The 24124-nt window shown below is 70.7% G+C and carries 22 protein-coding genes; 18 read left to right on the forward strand and 4 right to left on the reverse strand.

All coding sequences use genetic code 11. The features are described 5' to 3' along the window. Positions 1-88 precede the first annotated feature (88 nt). From I5731_RS09620 to I5731_RS09700, 17 genes are all read left to right on the forward strand, one after another. Complete coding sequence (locus tag I5731_RS09620; RefSeq protein WP_328838516.1) at positions 89-1126, forward strand: 2-dehydro-3-deoxygalactonokinase; 1038 nt, start codon at positions 89-91, stop codon at positions 1124-1126. 12 nt (positions 1127-1138) lie between these two features. Further along, complete coding sequence (locus tag I5731_RS09625; RefSeq protein ID WP_197311121.1) at positions 1139-1795, forward strand: 2-dehydro-3-deoxy-6-phosphogalactonate aldolase; 657 nt, start codon at positions 1139-1141, stop codon at positions 1793-1795. A gap of 65 nt (positions 1796-1860) precedes the next feature. Next, on the forward strand, positions 1861-3636 hold the full coding sequence (locus tag I5731_RS09630; protein ID WP_197311122.1) for an IlvD/Edd family dehydratase: 1776 nt from the start codon (positions 1861-1863) through the stop codon (positions 3634-3636). A 31-nt stretch (positions 3637-3667) separates the two neighbouring features. After that, positions 3668-4012: a hypothetical protein gene (locus tag I5731_RS09635; RefSeq protein WP_197311123.1), complete on the forward strand. Its 345-nt coding sequence runs from the start codon at positions 3668-3670 to the stop codon at positions 4010-4012. 191 nt (positions 4013-4203) lie between these two features. Then, on the forward strand, positions 4204-5193 hold the full coding sequence (sppA, locus tag I5731_RS09640) for a signal peptide peptidase SppA (protein ID WP_197311124.1): 990 nt from the start codon (positions 4204-4206) through the stop codon (positions 5191-5193). Beyond that, a complete protein-coding gene (locus I5731_RS09645) occupies positions 5190-5471 on the forward strand; it encodes an integration host factor subunit beta (protein ID WP_197311125.1) in 282 nt (93 codons plus the stop codon). Before sppA ends, I5731_RS09645 begins: the two co-directional genes overlap by 4 nt. A gap of 60 nt (positions 5472-5531) precedes the next feature. Then, entirely contained in the window at positions 5532-5879 is a 348-nt protein-coding gene (locus tag I5731_RS09650) for a LapA family protein (protein WP_235981653.1), read from the forward strand. 104 nt (positions 5880-5983) lie between these two features. Then, a complete protein-coding gene (locus I5731_RS09655; RefSeq protein ID WP_197311126.1) occupies positions 5984-6316 on the forward strand; it encodes a rhodanese-like domain-containing protein in 333 nt (110 codons plus the stop codon). 196 nt (positions 6317-6512) lie between these two features. Continuing rightward, positions 6513-7472, forward strand: a complete 960-nt coding sequence (locus I5731_RS09660) for a sugar-binding transcriptional regulator (protein ID WP_328838520.1) — start codon at positions 6513-6515, stop codon at positions 7470-7472. A gap of 375 nt (positions 7473-7847) precedes the next feature. Then, positions 7848-9155: an ABC transporter substrate-binding protein gene (locus I5731_RS09665; RefSeq protein ID WP_197311128.1), complete on the forward strand. Its 1308-nt coding sequence runs from the start codon at positions 7848-7850 to the stop codon at positions 9153-9155. Between the two features lie 325 nt (positions 9156-9480). Further along, a complete protein-coding gene (locus tag I5731_RS09670) occupies positions 9481-10389 on the forward strand; it encodes a carbohydrate ABC transporter permease (RefSeq protein WP_197311129.1) in 909 nt (302 codons plus the stop codon). A 10-nt stretch (positions 10390-10399) separates the two neighbouring features. After that, positions 10400-11215, forward strand: coding sequence for a carbohydrate ABC transporter permease (locus I5731_RS09675; RefSeq protein WP_197311130.1), 816 nt, complete (start codon positions 10400-10402; stop codon positions 11213-11215). Between the two features lie 138 nt (positions 11216-11353). Beyond that, complete coding sequence (locus I5731_RS09680) at positions 11354-12439, forward strand: ABC transporter ATP-binding protein (protein WP_197311131.1); 1086 nt, start codon at positions 11354-11356, stop codon at positions 12437-12439. A gap of 59 nt (positions 12440-12498) precedes the next feature. Beyond that, the gene (locus I5731_RS09685) at positions 12499-13272 is read left to right on the forward strand and encodes an SDR family NAD(P)-dependent oxidoreductase (RefSeq protein WP_197311132.1); all 774 of its coding nucleotides are present in this window, start codon (positions 12499-12501) and stop codon (positions 13270-13272) included. A gap of 4 nt (positions 13273-13276) precedes the next feature. Then, positions 13277-14311: an aldo/keto reductase gene (locus I5731_RS09690; RefSeq protein WP_197311133.1), complete on the forward strand. Its 1035-nt coding sequence runs from the start codon at positions 13277-13279 to the stop codon at positions 14309-14311. Between the two features lie 75 nt (positions 14312-14386). Beyond that, positions 14387-16045: a GMC family oxidoreductase gene (locus tag I5731_RS09695; RefSeq protein ID WP_197311134.1), complete on the forward strand. Its 1659-nt coding sequence runs from the start codon at positions 14387-14389 to the stop codon at positions 16043-16045. Between the two features lie 54 nt (positions 16046-16099). Further along, positions 16100-17731 (forward strand): FGGY-family carbohydrate kinase, encoded by a 1632-nt coding sequence (locus I5731_RS09700; RefSeq protein ID WP_197311135.1) that lies wholly within the window; start codon positions 16100-16102, stop codon positions 17729-17731. Positions 17732-17786: 55 nt separating this feature from the next. Here the strand turns inward: I5731_RS09700 and I5731_RS09705 are convergent, their stop codons facing one another. From I5731_RS09705 to I5731_RS09720, 4 genes are all read right to left on the reverse strand, one after another. Continuing rightward, positions 17787-18482: a class II aldolase/adducin family protein gene (locus I5731_RS09705; protein ID WP_235981655.1), complete on the reverse strand. Its 696-nt coding sequence runs from the start codon at positions 18480-18482 to the stop codon at positions 17787-17789. Positions 18483-18496: 14 nt separating this feature from the next. Then, the gene (locus I5731_RS09710; protein WP_197311136.1) at positions 18497-19960 is read right to left on the reverse strand and encodes an FGGY family carbohydrate kinase; all 1464 of its coding nucleotides are present in this window, start codon (positions 19958-19960) and stop codon (positions 18497-18499) included. Next, the gene (xylB, locus tag I5731_RS09715) at positions 19957-21438 is read right to left on the reverse strand and encodes a xylulokinase (protein ID WP_197311137.1); all 1482 of its coding nucleotides are present in this window, start codon (positions 21436-21438) and stop codon (positions 19957-19959) included. The genes I5731_RS09710 and xylB overlap by 4 nt, the downstream gene beginning before the upstream one ends. Before the next feature lie 94 nt (positions 21439-21532). Further along, positions 21533-22660, reverse strand: coding sequence for a LacI family DNA-binding transcriptional regulator (locus I5731_RS09720; protein ID WP_197311138.1), 1128 nt, complete (start codon positions 22658-22660; stop codon positions 21533-21535). Between the two features lie 409 nt (positions 22661-23069). Here I5731_RS09720 and I5731_RS09725 point away from each other — a divergent pair, with 409 nt between their 5' ends. Further along, positions 23070-24008, forward strand: coding sequence for a substrate-binding domain-containing protein (locus tag I5731_RS09725; protein WP_235981690.1), 939 nt, complete (start codon positions 23070-23072; stop codon positions 24006-24008). Positions 24009-24124: the final 116 nt, after the last annotated feature.

The following is a 24124-nucleotide window of genomic DNA, read 5'->3' on the forward strand; positions in this document are numbered from 1 at the left end:
CCTAGAATTTCACTGAATGAAACTATGTTCCGCTGGATGGAACTGCACAAGCGGTTTTCCGGCGGCGGCAGCGGGCGAGGCGCGGGGCGTGGGCGGGACGGGCGACGGCACGATCAACAGCCCGGCCGGCGATATCCCGGCCGGCGGCACCATCCCGGCGGAGCAGCCGCGGCTGGCCGCCGTCGACTGGGGCACCTCGTCGTTCCGGCTCTGGCTGGTCGGCGCCGGCGGCACCGTGCTCGCCGAGCGGCGGGCGGCCGAGGGCATGCAGGCGGTGCCGCCCGGTGGCTTCGAGGCCGTGCTGCGCGGCCATCTCGCCGCGGTCGGCGTGGAGGCGACCGACGCGCCGCTGCCCGTGGTGCTCTGCGGCATGGTCGGGGCGCGGCAGGGCTGGCGCGAGGCGGCCTATGCCGACTGCCCGGCCGACCCGGCGGCGCTCGCCGCAGCCGCCCTGCGCTTCGACCTGCCCGGCCTCGACCTCGCCATCCTGCCCGGCGTCGCCCGGCGCGACGCCGACCGCCCCGACGTGATGCGCGGGGAAGAGACCCAGCTCGCCGGCTTGCTTGCGCTGGAGCCGGACTACGCCGGCGTGGTCGTGCTGCCCGGCACCCATGCGAAGTGGGCGACGGTGGCGGGCGGCCGCATCGCCGATTTCCGCACCGTGATGACCGGTGAACTCCACGCGCTGCTCGCCGGCCACTCGATCCTGCGCCATTCGATCGGCGATGCGCGGCCGAGCGGCGATCCGGCGTCACCGGGGTTTCGGGCCGGGCTGGCGCGCGGGCTCGCCGATCCGGCAGCGCTCGCCGGCGAGATCTTCGCGCTGCGCGCCGGCGACCTCCTGTTCGCCCGGCACGGCGCCGAAGTCGCCGACCGGCTGAGCGGGCTGTTGATCGGCGCCGAGGTCGGGGCCATGCTGGCCGGCGTCGCAAAGGGGGCCGCGATCGGCCTCGTCGCCGCCGGGCCGCTCGCCGGGCTCTACCGGGCCGCGTTCGTCGCCGCCGGCCGTCCGGCGCGCGATCTCGACGCCGACGTTCTCGTGCGCGCCGGTCTCATCGCCGCCGCCGGCCGGCTCTGGCCGGACCTCGCCGCCCTGACGCCGCCGGCGCACAATTCCGCCGCCTGAAAGGCTCCCCCGATGTCGCCTGCCTCCTCGATCCCGATCCTGCCGGTGCCGTGGCCGGCGCTGCGGCGCAACCTCGTCGCCATCCTGCGCGGGATCACGCCGGAAGAGATCGGCGGCATCGGCGTGACGCTGATCGAAGCCGGCTTCGAGGCGATCGAGGTGCCGCTCAACTCGCCCGACCCGCTCGCCTCGATCGGCCGGCTCGCGGCGATCGCGCCGCCGCACGTCCTCGTCGGCGCCGGGACGGTGCTGTCCGTCGCCGACGTCGACCGGGTCGCGGCCGCCGGCGGACGACTGATCGTCAGCCCGAACGCCGATCCGGCGGTGATCGGCCGCGCGCGCGACCGCGGCCTTGTCGCGATGCCCGGCGTCTTCACCGCGACGGAGGCCTTCGCGGCGCTCGCCGCCGGCGCCTCGGCGCTGAAGTTCTTTCCCGCCAATGTGCTCGGCCCGGCCGGCATCGCGGCGCTGAAAGCCGTGCTGCCGAAGGACGTGCTGGTCGGGGCGGTCGGCGGCGTCGCCGAGGGCGATTTCGCCGCCTATGCCACCGCCGGCTGCCGCGCCTTCGGACTTGGCTCCGGCCTCTACAAGCCCGGCGACGAAGCGGATACGGTGGGCGCGCGGGCGCGCCGGGCCGTCGCCGCCTGGGATGCCGTCTTCCCCGGCTGAATGCCTCGCCGCTCACCCCTTGCTGTTTGACCGCGGCCCCGCCGCCTGATCCGGATCCTGCCACCATGACCGCCGAGAAGAAGCCCCGCCGTTCCGCCAAGTGGTTCGACAATCCCGAAGACCCGGGCATGACGGCGCTCTATCTCGAGCGCTACCTCAACTACGGCATCACCCGGGCCGAGTTGCAGTCCGGCAAGCCGATCATCGGCATCGCCCAGACCGGCTCCGACCTCAGCCCGTGCAACCGCGTGCATCTCGAACTCGCCAAACGCGTGCGCGAGGGCATCCGCGATGCCGGCGGCATCTGCTTCGAGTTCCCGGTGCATCCGATCCAGGAGACCGGGCGCCGGCCCACGGCGGCGCTCGACCGCAACCTCGCCTATCTCGGCCTCGTCGAGATCCTGCACGGCTATCCGCTCGACGGCGTCGTGCTGACAACGGGCTGCGACAAGACCACCCCGGCGCTGCTGATGGCGGCCGCCACCGTCGACCTGCCGGCGATCGTGCTGTCGGCCGGGCCGATGCTCGACGGCTGGCACGACGGCAAGCTCGCGGGATCGGGCACCATCATCTGGGAGCAGCGGCTGAAGCTCGCGACCGGCGAGATCGACTACACCGAGTTCATGGACGCCGCGGCCGCCTCGGCGCCGTCGGTCGGCTACTGCAACACCATGGGCACCGCCTCGACGATGAACTCGCTCGCCGAGGCGCTCGGCATGAGCCTGCCGGGCAACGCCTCGATCCCGGCGCCCTACCGCGAGCGCGGCCAGATGGCCTATGCCACCGGCGTGCGCATCGTCGCCATGGTCGACGAGGACCTGCGCCCGTCGAAGATCCTGACCCGCGCGGCGATCGAAAACGCCATCATGGTCAATTCGGCGATCGGCGGCTCCACCAACGCCCAGCCGCACATCACGGCGATCGCCCGCCACGTCGGCGTCGAGATCGCGCCGATGGACTGGCAGACGGTCGGCTACGACGTGCCGCTCATCGTCGACATGCAGCCGGCCGGCCGCTACCTCTCGGAAGCCTTCCACCGCGCCGGCGGCGTGCCGGTGGTGATGAAGGAACTGCTCGCCAACGACCGGCTCAACGGCGAGGCGCTCACCGTCACCGGCCGCAGCGCCGCTGAGAACATCGCCTTTGCCGCCGCCCCCGACGGCGACGTGATCCGGCCCTATGCCGCGCCGCTGAAGGAGCGCGCCGGCTTCATCGTGCTGAAGGGCAACCTGTTCGACGCGGCGATCATGAAGACCTCGGTGATCTCGGAGGCCTTCTTCTCGCGCTACCTCGACCGGCCCGGCGAGCGCTGGGTGCTGGAGGGGCGCGCCGTGGTGTTCGAAGGCTCGGAGGACTACCACCACCGCATCGAGGACCCGGCGCTCGGCATCGACGAGGATACGATCCTCGTCATCCGCAACGCGGGGCCGGTCGGCTGGCCGGGCTCGGCGGAGGTGGTCAACATGCAGCCGCCGGCGGCGCTGATCAAACGCGGCATCACGGCGCTGCCGTGCATCGGCGACGGGCGGCAGTCCGGCACCTCGGGCTCGGCGTCGATCCTCAACGCCTCGCCGGAGGCGGCGGTCGGCGGCGGGCTCGGCCTGCTCGTCACCGGCGACCGCATCCGCATCGACCTCAACACCGGCACCGCCGACGCGCTGGTGTCGGCCGAGGAGTGGGCGGCGCGCAAGGCGGCGTTCCAGCCGAACTATCCCGCCAGCCAGACGCCCTGGCAGGAGATCCACCGCGCCACCGTCGGCCAGCTCGCCGAGGGCGGCTGCATGGAGCTCGCCGTGAAGTACCGCGCCGTCGGCGACGTGCTGGCGCGCAACAACCACTGACCGCAGCCGCGGATCGTCCCGGAGCACCGCGATGGCACCGCAACCGAAGGTGAAGCTCTCGAAGCTGCGCGACATCGGCTGGTCGCTCTGGGACCCGATCGGCATGCTCCGTGGTGCCGGGCCGGGCGCCTGGCAGCGCGAGGAAAACGAGCGCTTCGCCAACGAGTATGACCGCTATCTGGTCGGCGCGGCCTCCTCGCTGCGGCGGGGTGTGCCCGCGGCCGAGGTGGTCGCGGAACTGGTCGAGATTGAGGCGTCCTACATGGGGCTCGGCGAGCGGCCCGACACGCGGGCGCGGGCAGTGGCGGTGGTCGCCGCGATCCTCGCCGATCCCACGATCTGGACCTGGCCCGACGAGCAGGGCCGGTTCAGCTAGGCCGCGGACGCGCCCGCCAGATCGCGTCGTCACCGCCCACCTGCATGCCGCACGCGGCCCTTTCTTTCCGCCCCGTGCAACGGCACCGCGCAACGGCCGCCGACGGCGTTGCATCGCCGGCGTCGCCGAGGCTGGCGGGCGCAACCGGCGGCGTATAGGGTGGCGGCTGCCGGAGCTGGAGTTTGCTGCCCATGTCGCTTGAAGCCGACGCCATCGTCGATCGCCGCCGCACGCGGCGAAAGCTGGTGTTCTGGAGGGTGAGTGCCTTCGTGCTGCTCGCCGCGGCCCTGCTCGCCGCGGCCGGAGCGGCGGGGGCGCTGAAAGGGCTCGACGGCGCGGCGACGCCGCACATCGCCCGCATCACCATCAGCGGCGTGATCATGGAGGATCGCGCCCAGCTCGAGATGATCGAACGCGTCGCCGAGAGCGACGCCGTCGAGGGCGTGATCCTCGCGATCGATTCGCCCGGCGGCACCACCACCGGCGGCGAGGCGCTCTATGAAGCCGTGCTGAAGCTCGCCGAGGTGAAGCCGGTCGTCGCCTCGGTGCAGACGCTGGCGGCCTCCGCCGGCTACATGGTGGCGATCGCGACCGACCATATCGTGGCGCGGCGCAGTTCGATCACCGGGTCGATCGGCGTGCTGTTCCAGTACGGCAACGTCTCGCGGCTGCTCGACAACATCGGCATCTCGGTCAACACCATCAAATCGGCGCCGCTGAAGGCGGAGCCGAACCCGTTCTCGTCCGAAGAGCCGCCGGGCACGCGCGAGGCGATCGCGGCGCTGGTCGACGACACCTACCAGTGGTTCGTCGACATCGTCGCCGAACAGCGCGGCTTCGATCGCGCCGAGGCGCTGCGCCTCGCCGACGGCCGGGTGTTCAGCGGCCGGCAGGCGCTCGACGCCAAGCTGATCGACGAGATCGGCGGCGAGGAGGCGGCGATCGCCTGGCTCGCGGAAGAATACGACGTCGATCCGGAACTCCCGGTTCGCGACTGGGAACCGAAGCGCGCCGACGAGGGTTTCTCGTTCGCAGAGGCAGCCCTCGGGGCGGTCGGCGGACTGATCGGACGCGACCTCGGCGCCCTCGTGCCGACGGGCGCGTCGCTTGACGGTCTCGTCTCGGTTTGGCAGGGTCAACTATCGGATGACGAAGACGTTTTCTCGGGGGGGCGGAAATGATCAAGTCTGAGCTCGTGCAGCGGATTGCCGCCCAGAACCCGCACCTCTACCAGCGCGACATCGAGAACATCGTCAACACCATCCTCGACAAGATCGCCACCGCGATGGCGAACGGCGACCGGGTCGAGCTGCGCGGCTTCGGCGCCTTCTCGGTTAAGAGCCGGCCGGCGCGCGTCGGCCGCAACCCGCGCACCGGCGAGAAGGTCGAGGTGCGCGAGAAGTTCGTGCCCTTCTTCAAGACCGGCAAGGAAATGCGCGAGCGGCTGAACGACGGCTGAGCGCCTCCCATTCCGATGGCCGCCGCCCGGCGGCCGTCCCTTCGCGAAAGGCCTAGACTGATGCGGCTCCTGATCTGGCTCCTGGTCGGCGGACCGATCGCCGTCGTCGTGATGGCGCTCGCGATGGTCAACAACCAGCCGGTGACGATCCTGCTCGACCCGGTGACGCCGGAGAGCCCGCTGTTTTCGGCGACGGCGCCGCTCTACGCGGTGTTCTTCGCGACACTGATGGTCGGCGTGCTGATCGGCGGCATCGCGGTCTGGGCCGGCCAGGGCCGCTTCCGCCGTGCCGCGCGCCGCAACCAGCGCGAGGCGGTGCGCTGGCAGGTCGAAGCCGAGCGGCTGAAGGAAGAGATCCGGCCGACCGCCGATCCCGCGCTGCCGGCCCCGACGCGCCGCGCGGCCTGAGCGGCCCGGCCCCGTCGGTCGCCGGTCCATCCGGCGCCAATCCTGCCCGGCGCTGCGTTTCGCCGCCTCCCCCGCGTGTTCATCCCACCCCGGATCGATTGCCGATGTCCACGCCGTTTCGCCCGCCGCTGATCACCCTCGAAGCCGAGGAGGTGGCGGCGCGTGCGGCGCGCGGCGAGATCCACCTCGTCGACGTGCGCGAGGACGCCGAGTGGGAAGGCGGGCGCATCCCCGGGGCCATCCATGCGCCGCTGTCGCGCTTTGCCGACGTGGTCGGCAGCCTCCCCGACGACAAGCCGTTGGTGTTCTACTGCCTCGTCGGCGGACGCTCGGCGCGGGCGGTGGCCTTCTGCCAGGCGTCCGGCCTGCCGCACGACACCCATCTCGGCGGCGGCATCCAGGCCTGGGCCGAGGCCGGCCTGCCGCTCGAGGGTTGAGGCGATGCCGCTTCCTTCCTGCACTGCCGCATGATCCTGACGCAGATGCGGTCATCCGCATTGCACCGCAGCATTTGCCCGGCCTCTGAGCAATTGCTCTGGATTTCGCCGGGCCCTTCCTCCTATGCTCCGTCACCCGACCGTCATGGACCGCGCCCGCGGCCGTGCGGCGGACGACTTCACCGGGTGCCGCGCCGTGTCTGACCTCGTCGATCCCCAGTCGCGGCGCCGTCTCGATCTCGCGGCGCGTGCCGCCTGGCTCTACTACATCAAGAGCCGGACGCAGGACGAGATCGCGGTCGAGCTCGGCGTCTCGCGCCAGAACGTGCAGCGCCTCGTCGCGCTGGCGCTGCAGGAGCGGCTGATCAAGTTCCGGCTCGACCACGAGCTCGCCGAATGCATCGAGCTCGAGCAGCGGCTGCGCGAGCGCTTCGACCTGCAGGTCTGCGAGGTGGTGCCGGGGCAGCGCGACGGCGACGACGGCCGGCTCGGCGTCGGCATCGCGGTGGCGCAGCTGCTCGAGTATTTCCTGTCGCAGAAGGCGCCGCTGACGCTGGCGATCGGTACCGGGCGCACGCTGCGCGAGGCGGTGCAGCAGGTGCCGGCAATGGACCGGCCGCAGCACAAGATCGTGTCGCTGGTCGGCAACCTCACCCGCGACGGCCGCGCCAGCCCCTATGACGTGGTGATCCGCCTCGCCGACCGGGTGGGGGCCTCGTGCTATCCGCTGCCGATGCCGGTGGTGACCGACACCGCCGAGGAACGCGAACAACTGCACCTGCAGCGCGGCTTCCAGACCGTGCGCACCCTTGTCGACGAGGCGAAGGCGCACATCATGGGCATCGGCCAGGTCGCCTGGGGCGCGCCGCTCAACATCGACGGCTTCATCACCGACCGCGAACTCGCCCAGATGATGGACCTCGGCGCGATCGGCGAGATCCGCGGCTGGACCTTCGACGCCGCGGGCCGGGTGCTGTCGGGCGGCTTCCACGACCGCCTCACCGCCGTGCCGATCGTGGTGCCGGCCGACCATCTCGCCGTGATCGCCGGCGCCGGCTCGCACCGGGCGCCCGCGATCCGCGCCGCGCTCGGCGGACAGCTCGCCAACGGGCTGGTGACCGACGAACTCACGGCGCGGCTGGTGCTCGGCGACTGAGGCCGGGCGCGCCGATTCTTTTGCAGAGCGGGACTTCGGGATTTCCGGCCGGAGGCCCCTTCGTCGACGGGTCATTTCGGCCCGGATCCGATCCGGCCCCATCCCGTCCTCTCCCCGTCATCCCCGCGCAGCCGAAACTCCGGCGCGGGCGTTGCCGCGCCGCGATGTGCGCGGCGAGGGTTCGGCGCCGCCCCCATCGCGCCGGCGAGCGTCGGCTTTCGCGGCAACTCGCCCGTTCCCCATTGACAAGCGTTTCCGGGTATGTGAGCTTTTGCCCATCGCATGGGCATTAGCCCATCCGATCAATAAATCGATTGCGCGACGATCGACCTCGCTCGCTCGAGACCCATTGCATCTCTGGGAGGAGTGCACCCGATGAAGGTTTCCGGATTTCCGGTGCTTGGCGCCGTCCTGCTCGCCAGCACCGCTTTCGCCCATGCCGAGACGCTGACCATTGCGACGGTCAACAACTCCGACATGATCATCATGCAAAAGCTCTCGCCGGCCTTCGAGCAGGCGACGGGGCACAAGCTGAACTGGGTGGTGCTGGAAGAGAACGTGCTGCGCCAGCGCGTCACCACCGACATCGCCACCGAAGGCGGCCAGTTCGACATCATCACCATCGGCGCCTACGAGACGCCGATCTGGGGCGCCGCGGAATGGCTGACCCCCGTCGACGACCTCGGCGACGCCTATGACTACGACGACATCCTCGAGCCGGTGAAGAACGGCCTCAGCTACGAAGGCAAGCTGTTCGCGGTGCCGTTCTATGCCGAGAGCTCGTTCACCTTCTACCGCAAGGACCTGTTCGAGGCGAAGGGCCTCACCATGCCCGAGCAGCCGACCTACGACGACATCCTCGCGGCGGCGAAGGCGATCCACGACCCGGCCAGCAACACCTACGGCATCTGCCTGCGCGGCAAGCCGGGCTGGGGCGAGAACATGGCCTACGTGTCGACGCTGGTGAACACCTTCGGCGGCAAGTGGTTCGACATGGAGTGGAACACCACGATCAACACGCCGGAGTGGAAGCAGGCGCTGACGCTCTATCTCGACCTGCTCAACAACTACGGTCCTCCGGGCGCCGCCTCCAACGGCCACAACGAGAACCGCGCGCTGTTCGCCAGCGGCAACTGCGGCATCTGGATCGACGCCACCTCGGCCGCGGGCTACATCTTCAACCCGAACGAGTCGAAGGTCGCCGACACGACCGCCTTCGCCAAGGCGCCGATCGCTGCCGTCGACAAGGGCGCCGGCTGGGCCTGGGCCTGGGCGCTCGGCATCCCGGCGTCGTCGCAGAAGGCCGATGCGGCCAAGCAGTTCCTCGCCTGGGCGACCTCGAAGGAATACGTCGAGATGGTCGGCGAGAGCGAAGGCTGGGTCTCGGTCCCGCCGGGCACCCGCAAGTCGACCTACGCCAACCCGAAGTACACCGAAGCCGCGCCGTTCGCCGACACCGTGCTCGCCGCGATCCTCGCTGCCGATCCGGCCGACGCGACCAAGGACGAGGTGCCCTACACCGGCGTGCAGTTCGTGGCGATCCCCGAGTTCCAGGGCATCGGCACGCAGGTCGGCCAGACGGTGGCCGCGGCCCTGACCGGCCAGATGTCGGTCGACCAGGCGCTGCAGACCATGCAGTCCGCCACCGAGCGCACCATGAAGCAGGCCGGCTACCCGAAGTAAGCCGGGACTGACGCCAGAAGCTCCGGCGCCGGCGGCCCTCTCCCCGGCCGGCGCCGGACACCCCCGGCGACGCGCCGGACCCAGATCTCCCGCGAGCACCTGCCCGGGCGGCGATCCCGCCCGGGCCTCTTTCGCCGCACCGGCGCCGATCGGCGCCCCGCGGCGAGGAAACGCCCGCGACCGGTCTGCCGCTCCCGCGTCGTGCGACCCAGAGCTTGTGCCCGGGCCTTGCCGTCCTTGCGCCCGGGCCCTCTGCCGCGGCGGACGCCGACCTTAGAAAACAAAGAACCGTCGCCAGGACGACTTGCCCCGAGGGAGGCGTGCCATGACCGCAACCGTGCCCCTGCCGGCCACGCCCGCCGCGAAAGGCGGTGGCCGTGCCGTCCGGACGCTGCCCTTCATCGCCCCCTCGGTGGCGGTGCTGCTGGTCTGGATGATCGTGCCGCTGGCGATGACGCTCTGGTTCTCGTTCCAGCGCTACAACCTGCTCAATCCGTTCCTCACCGGCTTTGCCGGGGTCGAGAACTATCAGTACCTGTTCGAGGATCCGGCGCTGTGGTCGGCGCTCGCCAACACGCTGCTGCTGGTCGGCTGGGTGCTGGTGTCGACCGTGGTGCTCGGCACGCTGTTCGCCGTGCTGTTCGACCAGGACTTCTTCGGCCGCGGCGTCGCCCGGCTCTTCGTGATCGCGCCGTTCTTCGTCATGCCGACGGTGAGCGCGCTGATCTGGAAGAACCTCCTGATGCACCCGGTGAACGGCTTCTTCGCCTATGTCTCGCGCAGCCTCGGGCTGCCGGTGATCGACTGGTTCACCAATATCCCGCTCACCGCGATCATCGTGATGGTCGCCTGGCAGTGGGTGCCGTTCGCGACGCTGATCCTGCTCACCGCGATCCAGTCGCTCGACCGCGACCAGATGGAAGCGGCGCGGATGGACGGGGCAAAATCGATCGCGCTGTTCCGCTACATCATCGTGCCGCACCTGATGCGCCCGATCGCCATCGTGGTGATGATCGAGACGCTGTTCCTCCTGTCGATCTTCGCCGAGATCCTCGTCACCACCTCCGGCGGACCCGGCGTCGCGACGACGAACCTCACCTACCTGATCTATGTCCGGGCGCTGCTCGAGTTCGACGTGGGCGGGGCCTCCGCCGGCGGCGTGGTGGCGATCATCCTCGCCAACATCATCGCCTTCTTCCTGATCCGCACCATCGCCCGCAACCTGACGGCCTGAGGAGGACGTGATGAACCCGAAGCTCGTCAGGAAGCTCGCGCTCACGGTGCTCGCGTGGAGCGTCGCGGGGATCATGTTCTTCCCCGTCGCCTGGATGCTGGTCACCGCGTTCAAGACGGAGATCGACGCCGTCACGCCGAGCCTCGTGTTCTCGCCGACGTTCGAGAACTTCGTCGTGGTCGACCAGCGCGCCGACTACTTCAAGTTCGCCATGAACAGCGTCGTGATCGCCTTCGGCTCGACGATCCTGGCGCTGGCGCTGGCGGTGCCGGCGGCCTATGCGATGGCCTTCTATCCGGGCCGGTTCACCAAGGACATCCTGCTCTGGATGCTGTCGACCAAGATGCTGCCGGCCGTCGGCGTGCTGGTGCCGATGTATCTGATCTTCCGCAATACCGGCCTGCTCGACACCCGCACCGGCCTGATCATCGTGCATACGCTGGTCAACCTGCCGATCATCGTCTGGATGTGCTACTCGTTCTTCAAGGATATCCCGAACGAGATCCTCGAGGCCGGCCGCATGGACGGCGCCCGGCCGCGCGAGCAGCTGTTCTACCTCTTGCTGCCGCTGACGCTGCCGGGGATCGGGTCGACCGCGCTGCTCGCGATCATCCTGTCGTGGAACGAGGCGTTCTGGAGCCTCAACCTCTCGGCGGCGAACGCCGCGCCGCTCACCGCCTTCATCGCCTCCTTCTCCAGCCCCGAAGGCCTGTTCTGGGCGAAACTCTCGGCCGCCTCGACGATGGCGGTGGCGCCGATCCTGATCTTCGGCTGGCTGACGCAGCGGCAACTGGTGCGCGGCCTCACCTTCGGCGCGGTGAAGTGACGGCGCCCGACTGAACGACGCCCGGTGCCGGCGAGACGGCCGGCACCGGGCGGAGACGAAACCCTTTCGTTACGAGACCCCGGCGCACGGGGCAGGGCGGCCCCGGCCGCCGCCCTCGAAGCAGGTGAGGACACCGATATGGCGACCGTCCAGCTCAAGTCCGTCGAGAAGGCCTATGCCGGTCACAAGGTGATCCACGGCGTCGACCTCGAGATCCGCGACCGCGAATTCATGGTCTTCGTCGGCCCGTCGGGCTGCGGGAAGTCGACGCTGCTGCGGATGATCGCCGGGCTCGAGGAGATCACCGGCGGCGACCTGCTGATCGACGGCACGCGCGCCAACGACGTCTCGCCCGACCGGCGCGGCCTCGCCATGGTGTTCCAGTCCTACGCGCTCTATCCGCACATGACGGTGGCCGACAACATGGGCTTCGCGCTGAAGCTCGCGAAGGTGCCGGAGGCCGAGCGGAACGCGAAGGTCGCGGCGGCGGCGAAGATCCTGAAGCTCGAGGACTATCTCGACCGCAAGCCGAAGGCGCTCTCCGGCGGCCAGCGCCAGCGCGTCGCCATCGGCCGCGCCATCGTGCGGGCGCCGAAGGTGTTCCTGTTCGACGAGCCGCTGTCCAACCTCGACGCGGCGCTGCGCGTGCAGATGCGCATCGAGCTCGCGCGGCTGCACAAGGAACTCGACGCGACGATGATCTACGTCACCCACGACCAGGTCGAGGCGATGACGCTGGCCGACCGCATCGTGGTGCTGAACGCCGGCAAGATCGAACAGGTCGGACGGCCGCTGGAGCTCTACGAGCGCCCGCGCAACCTGTTCGTCGCTGGCTTCCTCGGTTCGCCGAAGATGAACTTCGTCGAGACCGCGGTGCAATCGGCCGATGCGACCGGGGTCACCGTCGGCCTGCCCGGCGGGCACAGCATCAAGATCGCCGCGAAGCCTGCCCGGGTCGCGAAGGGCGACCGCGTCACGCTCGGCGTGCGCGCCGAGCACCTCGTCGTCGATCCGGCGGGCGCCCTGGTCGGCCGGGCCGACGTCGTCGAGCATCTCGGCGGCGAGGTGCTCGCCTATGTCGACATCGGCGGCTCGATGGTCGTCGCCAAGCTGCCGGGCCACGACCGCATCGTCGTCGGCGACCCGGTCAGCCTCGCGATCCGCGACGGCGGCGCGATCCTGTTCGACGCCAAGGGCGAAGCCATGCCGGCACTCGGCGCCTGAGTCCCAGCCAAAAAGCATTCCGCACGCATATCCTGCGTGCCAGTCAACGGGAGAACCCCATGTTTCTCGAGAAGTTCAAGCTCGACGGCCGCCGCGCCGTCGTGACCGGCGGCGGCCGCTCGATCGGCCTTGCCTGTGTCGAGGCGCTGGCCGAGGCCGGCGCCCATGTCATCATCGCCGACGTCGACACCGGGGCGGCCGAAGAGGGCCGCGACGCGATGAAGGCGAAGGGCTATGCGGTCGACATCGTGACGATGAACGTGGTCGACCCGGCGCAGGTCACCAGCGTCGCCGACGACCTCGTCGCGAAGTTCGGCGGCGTCGAGGTGCTCGTCGCCAACGCCGGCATCGCCCGCTCCGGCACGCCGGCGGAAGAGCTGTCCGACGAGCACTGGCTCAACGTCAACGACGTCAACTACAACGGCGTGTTCTGGTGCAACCGCGCCTTCGGCAAGCACATGTTGGCGGCGAAACGCGGCGCGATCGTCAACATCGGTTCGATGTCGGGCTTCATCGTCAACCGCCCGCAGAAGCAGGCCTACTACAACGCCTCCAAGGCGGCGGTGCACCACCTGACCCGCTCGCTCGCCGCCGAATGGGCCGACCGCAACGTGCGCGTCAACGCGGTGGCGCCGACCTACATCGACACGCCGCTGGTGCATACGGTGGAAGGCTCCGCCGAGATGATGAAGCACTGGCTGCGCGACACGCCGATGGGCCGGCTCGGCCAAACGCACGAGATCGGCTCGGTCGTGCACTTCCTCGCCTCCGACGCCGCCAGCCTCGTCACCGGTACCACCGTGCTGGCCGACGGCGGCTTCACGGCCTGGTAGGGCGATGGCGGCAGTGCGCGACACCCGCCGGCTTGGACGGTCGGCCGTCGAGGTCAGCCGGCTCGGCTTCGGCGGCAACGCGCTCGGCAATCTCTACGCGGTGGTGGACGACGACCTCGCGCGCGAGACGGTCGACGCCGCGCTGGAGAGCGGCGTCACCTATGTCGATACGGCGCCGCTCTACGGCCACGGCCTGTCGGAGCGGCGGATCGGCGACATGCTGCGCGGCCGGCCGCAGGGCAGCTTCGTGCTCTCGACCAAGGTCGGGCGGCTCCTGAAGCCGAACGGCCGCGCCGCGCCGCGCAAGCTCTCGATCGCCGAGGGCGGCATCTTCGAAGGCGAGCTGCCGTTCACGCCGCACTTCGACTTTTCCTACGACGCGACGATGCGTTCGTTCGAGGATTCGCTGCAGCGCCTCGGCCTCGGGCGGATCGACGTGCTGCTGATCCACGACTGCGACGCGTGGAGCCAGGGGGCGAACTTCGAGCCGGCGCTGCGCGACGTGGAGACCGGCGCGCTGAGGGCGCTGGAGCTGCTCAAGGCCGAGGGCAGCATCGGCGCGTTCGGGGCAGGGGTGAACCAGTTCGAGGCCTGCGAGCGGCTGATGGACCTCGGAGACTTCGACTGCTTCCTGCTCGCCGGCCGCTACACGCTGCTGGAGCAGGGCGCGCTAGCGACGTTCCTGCCGCGCTGCGTGCGCCAGGGGGTGTCGGTGATCCTCGGGGCGCCGTTCAACTCGGGCATCCTCGTCACCGGGGCGGTGCCGGGCGCGCGCTACAACTACGTGCCGGCGCCGCCGGAGGTGCTGGCGCGGGTCGCGGCGATCAAGGCGGTCGCCGACGCGCACGATGTGCCGCTCGCCGCGGCAGCGCTGCAGTTCGTGCTCGCCCATCCGGCGGTCGCAACCGTAATCCCGGGCGCAAGGAGCCCGGCCGAGGCGACGGCGAACGCGGCGCTGGTCGAGCGGCCGATTCCGGGCGCGTTCTGGTCGGCGCTCAAGACCGAGGGGCTGATCGCGGCGGACGCGCCGGTGCCGTGAGCGGGCGCCGCGCGGCATCCGCAGACCATCCGCGCCGGGACGACGGCGCACGCAAGAGATCTGGAGCATCAGGGCATGAGCGGCGGGCAGGGCTACGACTACATCATCGTCGGCGGCGGCAGTTCGGGCTCGGTCGCGGCGGCGCGGCTGGTGCGGGACCACGGCGCGCGCGTGCTGCTGCTCGAAGCCGGCGAGAAGGCGGACCGGCTGCTGGTCGACATGCCGGCCGGCTTCATCAAGTTCCTGAAGGGCAGCCCGCTGCTCACCATGCACACGCCGGTGCCGCAGGCCGCCCTCGGCGGGCGGCAGCCGGTGGTGCCGCAGGGCAAGGCGCTCGGCGGCTCGTCGATCGTCAACGGCATGGTCTACATCCGCGGCCAGGCCGACGACTATGAGACCTGGGACCGCAGCACCGACCGGGCCGGCTGGTCGTTCCGGCACATGCTGCCGTATTTCACGCGGATGGAGGGCAACCAGCGCCTCGGCGGGGTGATGCACGGCGTCACCGGGCCGCTGAAGGTGTCGGACCACATCCACAAGTGCGACCTCAGCCACGCCTTCGTCGCGGCGCTGCAGAACCTCGGCATGCCGTTCAACCCGGATTTCAACGGCGGTCGCCAGACCGGCGTCGGCTTCCTGCAACTCACGACGCACAAGGGCAAGCGCTGCTCGGCCTACCGCGCCTTCCTCGAGCCGGTGATGACGGACCCGGTGCTGTCGCAGAACCTCGTCGTCGAGACCGGAGCGACGGTGGCGCGGGTGCTGTTCGAGAAGGATCGCGCCGTCGGTGTCGACTATGTGCGGGACGGCAAGCTGGTCACCGCGCGCACCGACGGCGAGGTGATCCTGTCGGCCGGGGCCTATCAGAGCCCGAAGCTGCTGATGCTGTCGGGCATCGGCCCGGCCGCGCATCTGAAGCAGCACGGCATCGCGGTGAAGGTCGACCTGCCGGGCGTCGGCGAGAACCTGATGGATCACCATGAAGTGCCGATCATCGCCGCCACCAACGGCGCCTACGGCTATTTCGGCGAGGACCGCGGCTGGCGGATGATCAAGAACGGGCTGCAGTATCTCCTGTTCAAGTCCGGCCCGGTGACGTCGAACGGCGTCGAGGCCTGCGTCTTCATCAACCCCGACAGCCCGAACGCCGACGCCTCGATCCAGCTCTACTGCGTGCCGACGGTCTACCTCGACCGCGACGTCTCCGACGTCGAGGCGACGCACGGCGTCACCCTCAACGCCTGCCTGCTCCGGCCGAAGGCGCGCGGCACGGTGCGGCTCGCCTCGGCCGATCCGGCGGCGCTGCCGCTGATCGATCCTAACTATCTCGGCCATCCCGACGACCTGCGCCTGTCGATCGAGGGCCTGAAATACTCGCGCGAGATTCTCACCGCCGAGCCGCTGAAGGGCATGGTGACGGGCGAGATCTTCCCCGGCCCGCAGCACACCAGCGACGAGGCGCTCGCCGCCCATTGCCGGCGCACGGTGAAGACCAACTACCACCCCTCCGGCACCTGCAAGATGGGCGCCGACAGCGACCCTATGGCGGTGCTGACCCCGGAGCTCCGGGTGCGGGGCGTCACCAACCTGCGCGTCATCGACGCCTCGATGATGCCGGCGATCGTCTCGGGCAACACCAACGCCACCGCGCTCGCCGTCGGCGACCGGGCGGTGGACCTGATCACCGGGACACCGACGTTGCCGCCCGTCGATCTTCCGAATACCGTCCACTGAACAACACCGGCCCATGGCGCGGCCGGGCATCTTCGAAGCGGGACGGAAGCCAACATGCAGCGTGCGTATATCGGGGTGGACGTCGGCACCGGCAGTGCCCGGGCGGGCGTCTTCGACGCGGCCGGGCGCCTGCTCGGCAGCGCCAAGCATCCGATCCGGATGTGGCGCGAGGCCGGCGACGTGGTCGAGCAATCCTCCGACGACATCTGGGCGGCCTGCGTCGCGGCGGTGCACGGGGCGATGGCCGAATCGGGTGTCGAGGCCGCGGCGATCGCCGGGATCGGCTTCGACGCGACCTGTTCGCTCGTGGTGCTCGACGCGGATTTGCGGCCGGTGACGGTGAGCCCGTCGGCGGACCCGGCGCGCAACGTCATCGTCTGGATGGACCACCGCGCGATGGCGGAGACCGACCGGCTCAACGCCACCGGCCACGCGGTGCTCGCCCATGTCGGCGGCCAGATCTCGCCCGAGATGGAGACGCCGAAGCTGCTCTGGCTGAAGACGCACCTGCCGGAGAGCTGGGCGCGCGCGGCGCATTTCCTCGACCTCTCCGATTTCCTGACCCTGATGGCGACCGGCGACCTCGCGCGGTCGACCTGCACCGTCACCTGCAAGTGGACCTATCTCGCGCACGAGAACCGCTGGGCCGACGACTTCTTCCATGCCGGCGGCCTCGGCGACCTCGCCGACGAGGGGCATGCGCGCATCGGCACCCGCATCGTCGATCCCGGCGTGCCGCTCGGCAGCGGCCTGACGGAGGCGGCGGCGCGGACGCTCGGCCTCCGGCCGGGTATCCCGGTCGGCGCGGCGCTGATCGACGCCCACGCCGGCGGCGTCGGCACCATCGGCGGGCAGGATGCGGCCGGCGCGCCGGTGAACCCGGAAAGCCGTATCGCCTTCATCATGGGCACGTCGGCCTGCGCGATGGCGGTCGCCGCGGCGCCGCGCTTCGTCGACGGCGTCTGGGGACCCTATTATTCGGCGATGGTGCCGGGGCTCTGGCTCACCGAGGGCGGGCAGTCGGCGGCGGGGGCGGCGGTCGATCGCATCGTCGCGATGCATCCGGCGCACGCGGCGCTGAAGGCCGAGGCGGCCGCCGCCGGCATCGGACTGCTGGAACTGCTCGAGCGCGAACTCACCGCCGCGGCGCCGTCGCTGGCGGAGGCCGCCTATGCGGCGGCGAACCTGCACGTCGTGCCCGACCTGCTCGGCAACCGCTCGCCGTTTGCCGATCCCGACATGCGCGGCCTGATCGCCGGGCTCGACCTCGACGACGGCCGCGACGGGGTTGCGAAGCTCTATGCGGCGGTGCTGTGCGGGCTGTCCTACGGCGCGGCGCAGATCCTCGACGCGCTGGAGGCGGCGGGTTACGGGCTCGAGACCGTGGTGATGAGCGGCGGCGCCAGCCACAGCCCGCTGGTGCGCCAGATCATGGCCGATGCCACCGGCCGGCGTGTCGCGCTGCCGGAAACCGCCGAGCCGGTGCTGCTCGGGGCGGCGATGCTCGGCGCGATGGCCGCGGGGGATTTCCCCGACATGGGTGCCGCGATGGCGGCGATGTCGCGCGACGGCGCCGAGACGCTGCCGGCGGGCGGCGCGGTCGCGGCGTTCCACGCGAAGAAGCGCGCGGTGTTCGAACTGCTGCAGACCGCCGAGGGCGAGACCCGGCGGCTGATGCGGGGGTAGGGCGGCGCCCTACCCCTTTCCTTGCGATCGTTTCCTCAGCCTGCCTTCGATTGCCTCAGCTGGCCTTCGGCCGGGCGACGTCGTTGACGCCGTCGAGGTCGGGCGCCTGGCCGTAGCTCATGCGGCGCATCTGCTCCAGCACGCGCTCCATCTCGTCGTCGGGCAGCACCGGCGGCTCGCCGAGGGTGAGCGCCTGCACGTAGAGCCGCGAGATCGTCTCGACCTCGTTCGCCAGCCACAGCGCGCTCTCCAGCGTCTTGCCGAGCGAGATCTGGCCGTGCTGGCCGAGCAGGCAGGCGAGCCGGCCCTCGAGCGCCTCGATCGCATAGTCCGACAGCGCTTGCGTGCCGAAGGTGGCGTATTTCGCGCAGCGGATCGTCGTGCCGCCGGCGACGCCGGTCATGTAGTGGAAGCTCGGGATCGTCTTGTGGTGGCAGGCGAGCGTCGTCGCGTAGACCGAATGGCAGTGCAACACGACGTCGATGTCGGTGCGGGCCTTCAGGATGTCGCGGTGGAAGCGCCATTCTGACGACGGGCGCCGGTTGCCGACATAGGTGCCGTCGAAGGCCATCTCGACGAGGTCTTCCGGCTGCATCCGGTCATAGGGCAGCGACGACGGGGTGATCAGGAAGCGGTCGCCGAGGCGGACCGAGAGGTTGCCGGCCGTGCCCTGGTTGATGCCGGTGGCATTCATCTCGCGGCAGGTCCGCACCATCTCGCTGCGCAGTTTCATTTCGGCTTCGGTGGTCATCTGGCGTCTCCTTGTCAGGCGTTCTTGGTGTTGGAGTGAGGGGCGCCGGCGGCGTGGCCGCCGGCGGGTGAACGGTCGCCGGCCTCGGCGAGGGCGAGCCAGCGCGCGCGGTAGGCGGCAAGGGCCGGCAGGTCGAGCGGCGCGGGGGTTTCGAGCGGGATCTCGACCGGAGCCGTGCGCGCCGTGTGGGTCGCGAGCAGCGCCGCACCGGCCGCGACGCCGTCGGCGTCGAGGCTGTAGAGCATCGGCTTGCCCGGGCGCAGCGCGGCGACGAGGCTCGCGAACAGCGGGTCGCGCACGAAGCTGCCGTCGAGCACGACCTGGCCCTCCGCCTGCAGCGCCGAGAGGCAGACGTCGGCGAGGAGGGCGGTGTAGAGCGTCGCGAGCGCCCTGCGTTCCTCCGGCGTTTCGGGCGGCGGGCCTTCGATGCGGCCGCGCCCGCCGCTGCCCGGAAACAGCCCGTCCTCGCTGCCGAACGACGGCACGGCGAAGGTGCCGCGGGCGACCAGCGCCGCGACGAGGGCGGGATCGGCCCGCTTCAGCGCCGCGCCGTCGCCGGCGACGAGGGCGAACTCGCGCCCGCCCATGGTGAGCGCCCCGGCCACCGGCCGGCCGGCGAGGTCGGCGTTCAGCGTCATGCCGCGCACTTCCGAGACGAGAGACAGGTCGTCGGTGCGGCGCAGGCCGACGATCCAGGTGCCGGTCGAGAGCAGCGTCAGCCCGTCGAGACCGGCCGCCTTGTAGCGGTAGAAGTTGGCCGAGGAATCATGCACGCCGCAGAGGATTGAGAGATCCGGCGGCAGGTTCCAGCGTGCGGCGAGATCGGCGCGGACCGGGCCGAGGCTCGCCCAGGCCGGGGCGATCGGCGGCATCAGCCGCTCCCAGCCGCGGGCGGCGACGATCGCCGCGTTGCAGTGTTCGGGCACGTTCCAGAGATGCGACTGCGCGCCGAGCAGGCTGTATTCCGCTGCGGCGACGCCCGACAGCCGGAACGCCCAGTACTGCGGCACGCCGAGCAGCCAGCGGGCGCGGGCGACCTCGTCCGGAAACTCGCGCTCGAACCACATCAACTGCCGCGCCTGGTGCGTCGCCGCCATCATCACGGCGCTGCCGCGGTCGAAGAACGGGCCGGCGGCGGCGCGGTATTCGTCCTGGAAATCCTCGGGCAGCGGTTGTTCGTAGTCGATCATCGGCAGCACCGGGCCGGTGTCGTCGACGAGGACGCCGCCCGACCCGTGGCCGCTGGTCACCACCCAGCCGAGCCGGTGCCGGCCGGCGAGCTCCGCGAGGCCGGCGAGCAGCCAGGCTTCGAGGCGCGGCAGGTCGTGGTGGCGGAACGGCGGGCCGGGATGCACGTCGTTCGGCGTCGACAGCGCTTCCAGCACGGTGCCGTCGGTGGAGACGGCGTTGAGCTTGACGTTGGTCTTGCCGACGTCGAACACGGCGACGACGGCCCCGTCGGGGGCGGTGCGGGTCATGCGCGGAACTCCGGCCGGAGGGCACGGTAGAGCCGCTTGTAGCGGGCGAGGCCCTCCGCATAGGCGTCGCGGAAGGCGGGGTCGGGCTCGACGACCGCCTCCACCTCCGGCTTGGTGCAGACCTCGGCGCCTTCGCCGGTCGCCGCCATCCGCGCGAGGCGGGCGGCGCCGAAGGCCGGGCCGGTCTCGCCGCCGCGGTAGCGCACGATCGGCACGCCGAGCACCGACGCGATGATCCGGGTCCAGAACGGGCTGCGCGCGCCGCCGCCGATGATCGCGGCGTGGCCGAGGTCGGTGCCGGCGGCGGCGAGGCAGTCGCGCGCCTCGGCCAGCGAATAGGCGACGCCTTCGAGCACCGCCTGCACCGCGGCTTCCTGCGTCGTGGCCGGATCGAGGCCGAACAGCACGCCGCGGGCGTCCGGATCGTCGTGCGGCGTCCGCTCGCCGACGAGATAGGGCAGGAACAAGAGCCGCTGCGGGCCGGCGTAGGCGTCCGCGCTGCGGGCGACCAGCGCGTCGACGTCGTCCGCGCCGAGCAGACGGGCGATGAAGCCGACGCAGCTCGCGCCGTTCAGCATCGCGCCCATCTGGTACCAGGTGGCGGGCATGGCATGGGCGAAGGCGTGCACCACGGTTTCGGGCGCCGGCCGGTAACTATCCGTCGTCACGAAGAGCTGGGCCGAGGTACCGAGCGAGATGAAGGCGTCGCCGCCCGTCACCGCGCCGACGCCGAGCGCGCCGGCCGCCGCATCGCCGGCGCCGCCGGCGACGACGATGCCGCCCGGCCGGTCGGCGTCGAGCCCGAGCACTTCGGCGGCGGCGCGGGTCAGGCGCCCGGCGGCGGCTGGGCTTTCGGTGAGCGCCGGCATCTGATGTTCGCCGAGGCCGCAGGCGGCGAGAATCGGCGCGCTCCACGTCCGCGCCGCCTCGTCGAGGAAGAGGGCGCCCGCAGCGTCCGACATGTCGGTGAGCTTCTCGCCGGTCAGTTGCAGGCGCACGTAGTCCTTCGGCAGCATCACGCAGGCGATGCGGGCGAAGACGTCCGGCTCGTGGCGCTGCAGCCAGAGCAGCTTCGGCGCGGTGAGGCCGGGCATGGCGCCGACGCCGGCGATGCGGCCGAAGCCGGGCACGGCGGCCTCGAGGTCGCGGCATTCGGCGGTGGCACGGGCGTCGTTCCAGAGGATCGCCGGGCGCAGCGGCCGGTCGTCCGCGCCGAGCAGCACCGCGCCGTGCATCTGGCCCGACAGGCCGATCGCGGCGACGCTGCGATAGGGCGCGCCGGCCTTGTCGCGCAGGTCGGCGAGCACGGCGACGACGGTGCGCCACCAGAGCTCGGGATCCTGCTCGGACCAGCCGGGGCGCGGGCGCGCCGTCGGCATGGGGCGGCTTTCGCTGGCGAGCAGGCGCTGGCCCGTGTCCACCAGCACCGCCTTCACGGCCGACGTGCCGATGTCGATGCCGAGAAAAGTCTCCGTCATGACCGTTTCGTCTCCCTCGGTCGTTTCCCTTGGCGCCCTCCTCGTCGGAGGCGGCCGTCTGGTGCGGCCTGTGGCGCGGTCGTTTCTTGTTGGTTCAGCCCGCCGGGGCGGACTGGCGGACGCTGGCCTGTGGCCGGCGTTCGGAGCCCGCCCCGCGCATGACGCGGCCGTCGTTCGGCACGAACAGCGGCGGGATCAGCGTGGTGCCGGTGGTCTCGCCACCGGCGATGCGCGCGAAGGCGACGTCGATCATGGTGGCGACGTCCTGGCGGACCATGGCGACCGGGAACGGCAGGAACGCGGCGAAGGGATCCCAGTCGAAGCAGCCGATGGCGCAGTCGTGCCAGGGCTCGTCGTCGAGGCTGCGGAAATACTGCACCACGCCCTCGAAGGCGCTGAGCGAATTGACGAAGAGGGCGTCGGGAAGGCGGCCGAGCTCGGCGTGCAGGGCGGCGACGGCAGCTTGCGATTCCTCCGGCCAGTAGCCGCAGCGGCGGATCCGGTCTTCGGGCGGCGGCGCGCCGTCGCGCTCGGTGAGCGCGTCGCGGAAGCCGGCGACGCGGCCGTCGGTGGCGAACTCGTCGGGAACGCCGCCGAGGAAATCGATGCGGGCGGCGGGTCCGGCGCGCGTTGCCGCGTGCTCGGCGAGATGGCGGGTGAGCCGGTAGGCGCCGGCCCGGTTGTCGGTGACGACGGAGGGCGCCGCCTCGCCGGGAAGATCGACGTTGACGCTCGGCACGCCGGCCGCCGAGCAGAGCCTGTTGAGCGGCTCGGGATGGGCGACGCCGGCGAAGAACAGGAACTCGACCTGATGCGACAGCAGCGTTTCGGCGACCGAGCGCTCGGTGACCGGGTCGCGCAGGCCGCTCACCACCATCGGACAGAGGCCGCGGGTGCGGGCGCGCGATTCGAACTCCTCGGCGAGGTCGGCGAAGAAGCGGTTGCGGTAGTGCGGGATCACCATGCCGGCGAGGCCCGAGCGTGACAGGCGCAGCGCGCGCGCCTTCATGTTGACGGCATAGCCCAGCGCCCGGGCCGCCTCGGCGACGCGCAGCGCCGTGTCCTCGCTGATTCGGTAGCGCTGCCAGGTGCCGTTGAGGACCATGCTGACGGTGGCGGGCGACGTCTGCGTCGCCGTGGCGATATCGTAGATCGTGGATTTTCGGCTGCCACCGCCGGCTTTCCCCGGCCCGGATTTCCCGGACTCGCCCTTCTCCGCCATCGTGCGTGTCTCCCCGTCGCTCGTGCGCGCCTCGCCCATGCACATCTCGATCCGGTCGCCTTCCATCCGAGCCTTGCGGCCCCGGCATGGCGGCGACTTCTGGTTCTCCGCTGAACGCATACGCCGGCACCCTCGGCGATGCGAACGGACCGGCACGCGTCGTTCAATCGATTATAGACGGTCTTGACGAAAATGCTAAATGGATTTAGCGTTTCAGCTTGTCGATTGGCGGCGGCGCCTGGGACCGGGTCTCCACCGGGCCTTCGGTGTGCCGGCCGACAGTCATCATCGAAGAACCGGGCAATCCGGTCGATCTCGCCCGCGGCCGTTCGCAGGCGTGACAGGAGGAGGAAACATGGCACTTCGTTCCCTGCCGGCGCTTGTCGCCGGCGTGCTGGCGTTCGGCCTGATGGCCGGCACAGCCCTTGCCGACCAGACCCGCATCGGTGTCGTCGTGAAGATCGGCGGCATCCCGTGGTTCAACGCCATGGAAGCCGGCATCAAGGAGCAAGGCGCCGCGCTCGGCGTCGACGCCTTCATGATCGGACCGACCAGCGCTGATCCCGCGCTGCAGGTGCGCGCGGTCGAAGACCTGATCGCCCAGGGCGTCGACGTCATCGGCGTGGTGCCGAACGACGCCGAGGTGCTGGAGCCGGTGCTCGAGCGCGCCCGCGCCCAGGGCATCAAGGTGATCACCCACGAGAGCCCGAACCAGCGGAACGTCGACTGGAACTTCGAGCTCGCCTCGGTCGAGGGCTTCGGCGACGCCTACGGCAAGCTGATGGCCGACCTGATGGGCGGCACCGGCAAGTACGCCGTGTTCGTCGGCTCGCTCACCGTGCCGCTGCACAACGCCTGGGCCGACGCCGCGATCGCCTATCTCAAGGCGAACAACCCCGAGATGGAACTCGTCGGCGAGCGTTACGGCGTCGCCGAGAACGTCGACGACAGCCGCCGCACCGCGCTCGACCTGATGCGCGCGCATCCGGACCTGAAGGGCTTCCTCGCCTTCGGCAGCCAGGGCCCGATCGGCGCCGCGCGTGCCGTGGAAGAGCGCCGCAAGGCCGGTGAAGTGGTCGTGCTCGGGCCGTTCTCGCCCGGCCAGGGCCAGAAGCTGATCCACGACGGCGTGCTCTCGGGCGGCTTCATGTGGAACCCGAAGGAAGCCGGCAAGGTGTTCGTCACGCTCGGCGACATGCTGGTGAAGGGCGAAGAGATCAAGGCGGGCACGGAAGTTCCGGGCCTCGGCACGATCAACCCCGAAGCCGGCTCGAAGAACATCATCGTCGACCAGCTCGTCGAGCTGAACAAGGACACCATCGACGGCCTCGCCGAGATGGGCCTCTGATCGACGCCTGACGCGATCCCCCGCCCGTCGCCACTCCCGCGACGGTCCCCTCGAGGGGCGGCCCTCCTCCATCGGCGACCGCGGTCGCCGTCCGCCGCCCCTCGTCTTTTTCCGCA

Origin of the sequence: Methylobrevis albus, from assembly GCF_015904235.1 — a bacterium.
Lineage (GTDB): Bacteria > Pseudomonadota > Alphaproteobacteria > Rhizobiales > Pleomorphomonadaceae > Methylobrevis_A > Methylobrevis_A albus.

Excerpts from the sequence above, each read along its gene's own strand:
- I5731_RS09625 (WP_197311121.1), top strand. The coding sequence starts at position 1,139 with ATGTCGCCTGCCTCCTCGATCCCGATCCTGCCGGTGCCGTGGCCGGCG.
- I5731_RS09630 (WP_197311122.1), top strand. The coding sequence starts at position 1,861 with ATGACCGCCGAGAAGAAGCCCCGCCGTTCCGCCAAGTGGTTCGACAAT.
- I5731_RS09635 (WP_197311123.1), top strand. The coding sequence starts at position 3,668 with ATGGCACCGCAACCGAAGGTGAAGCTCTCGAAGCTGCGCGACATCGGC.
- sppA (WP_197311124.1), top strand. The coding sequence starts at position 4,204 with ATGTCGCTTGAAGCCGACGCCATCGTCGATCGCCGCCGCACGCGGCGA.
- I5731_RS09645 (WP_197311125.1), top strand. The coding sequence starts at position 5,190 with ATGATCAAGTCTGAGCTCGTGCAGCGGATTGCCGCCCAGAACCCGCAC.
- I5731_RS09650 (WP_235981653.1), top strand. The coding sequence starts at position 5,532 with ATGCGGCTCCTGATCTGGCTCCTGGTCGGCGGACCGATCGCCGTCGTC.
- I5731_RS09655 (WP_197311126.1), top strand. The coding sequence starts at position 5,984 with ATGTCCACGCCGTTTCGCCCGCCGCTGATCACCCTCGAAGCCGAGGAG.
- I5731_RS09665 (WP_197311128.1), top strand. The coding sequence starts at position 7,848 with ATGAAGGTTTCCGGATTTCCGGTGCTTGGCGCCGTCCTGCTCGCCAGC.
- I5731_RS09670 (WP_197311129.1), top strand. The coding sequence starts at position 9,481 with ATGACCGCAACCGTGCCCCTGCCGGCCACGCCCGCCGCGAAAGGCGGT.
- I5731_RS09675 (WP_197311130.1), top strand. The coding sequence starts at position 10,400 with ATGAACCCGAAGCTCGTCAGGAAGCTCGCGCTCACGGTGCTCGCGTGG.
- I5731_RS09680 (WP_197311131.1), top strand. The coding sequence starts at position 11,354 with ATGGCGACCGTCCAGCTCAAGTCCGTCGAGAAGGCCTATGCCGGTCAC.
- I5731_RS09685 (WP_197311132.1), top strand. The coding sequence starts at position 12,499 with ATGTTTCTCGAGAAGTTCAAGCTCGACGGCCGCCGCGCCGTCGTGACC.
- I5731_RS09690 (WP_197311133.1), top strand. The coding sequence starts at position 13,277 with ATGGCGGCAGTGCGCGACACCCGCCGGCTTGGACGGTCGGCCGTCGAG.
- I5731_RS09695 (WP_197311134.1), top strand. The coding sequence starts at position 14,387 with ATGAGCGGCGGGCAGGGCTACGACTACATCATCGTCGGCGGCGGCAGT.
- I5731_RS09700 (WP_197311135.1), top strand. The coding sequence starts at position 16,100 with ATGCAGCGTGCGTATATCGGGGTGGACGTCGGCACCGGCAGTGCCCGG.
- I5731_RS09705 (WP_235981655.1), bottom strand. The coding sequence starts at position 18,482 with ATGACCACCGAAGCCGAAATGAAACTGCGCAGCGAGATGGTGCGGACC.
- I5731_RS09710 (WP_197311136.1), bottom strand. The coding sequence starts at position 19,960 with ATGACCCGCACCGCCCCCGACGGGGCCGTCGTCGCCGTGTTCGACGTC.
- xylB (WP_197311137.1), bottom strand. The coding sequence starts at position 21,438 with ATGACGGAGACTTTTCTCGGCATCGACATCGGCACGTCGGCCGTGAAG.
- I5731_RS09720 (WP_197311138.1), bottom strand. The coding sequence starts at position 22,660 with ATGGCGGAGAAGGGCGAGTCCGGGAAATCCGGGCCGGGGAAAGCCGGC.
- I5731_RS09725 (WP_235981690.1), top strand. The coding sequence starts at position 23,070 with ATGGCCGGCACAGCCCTTGCCGACCAGACCCGCATCGGTGTCGTCGTG.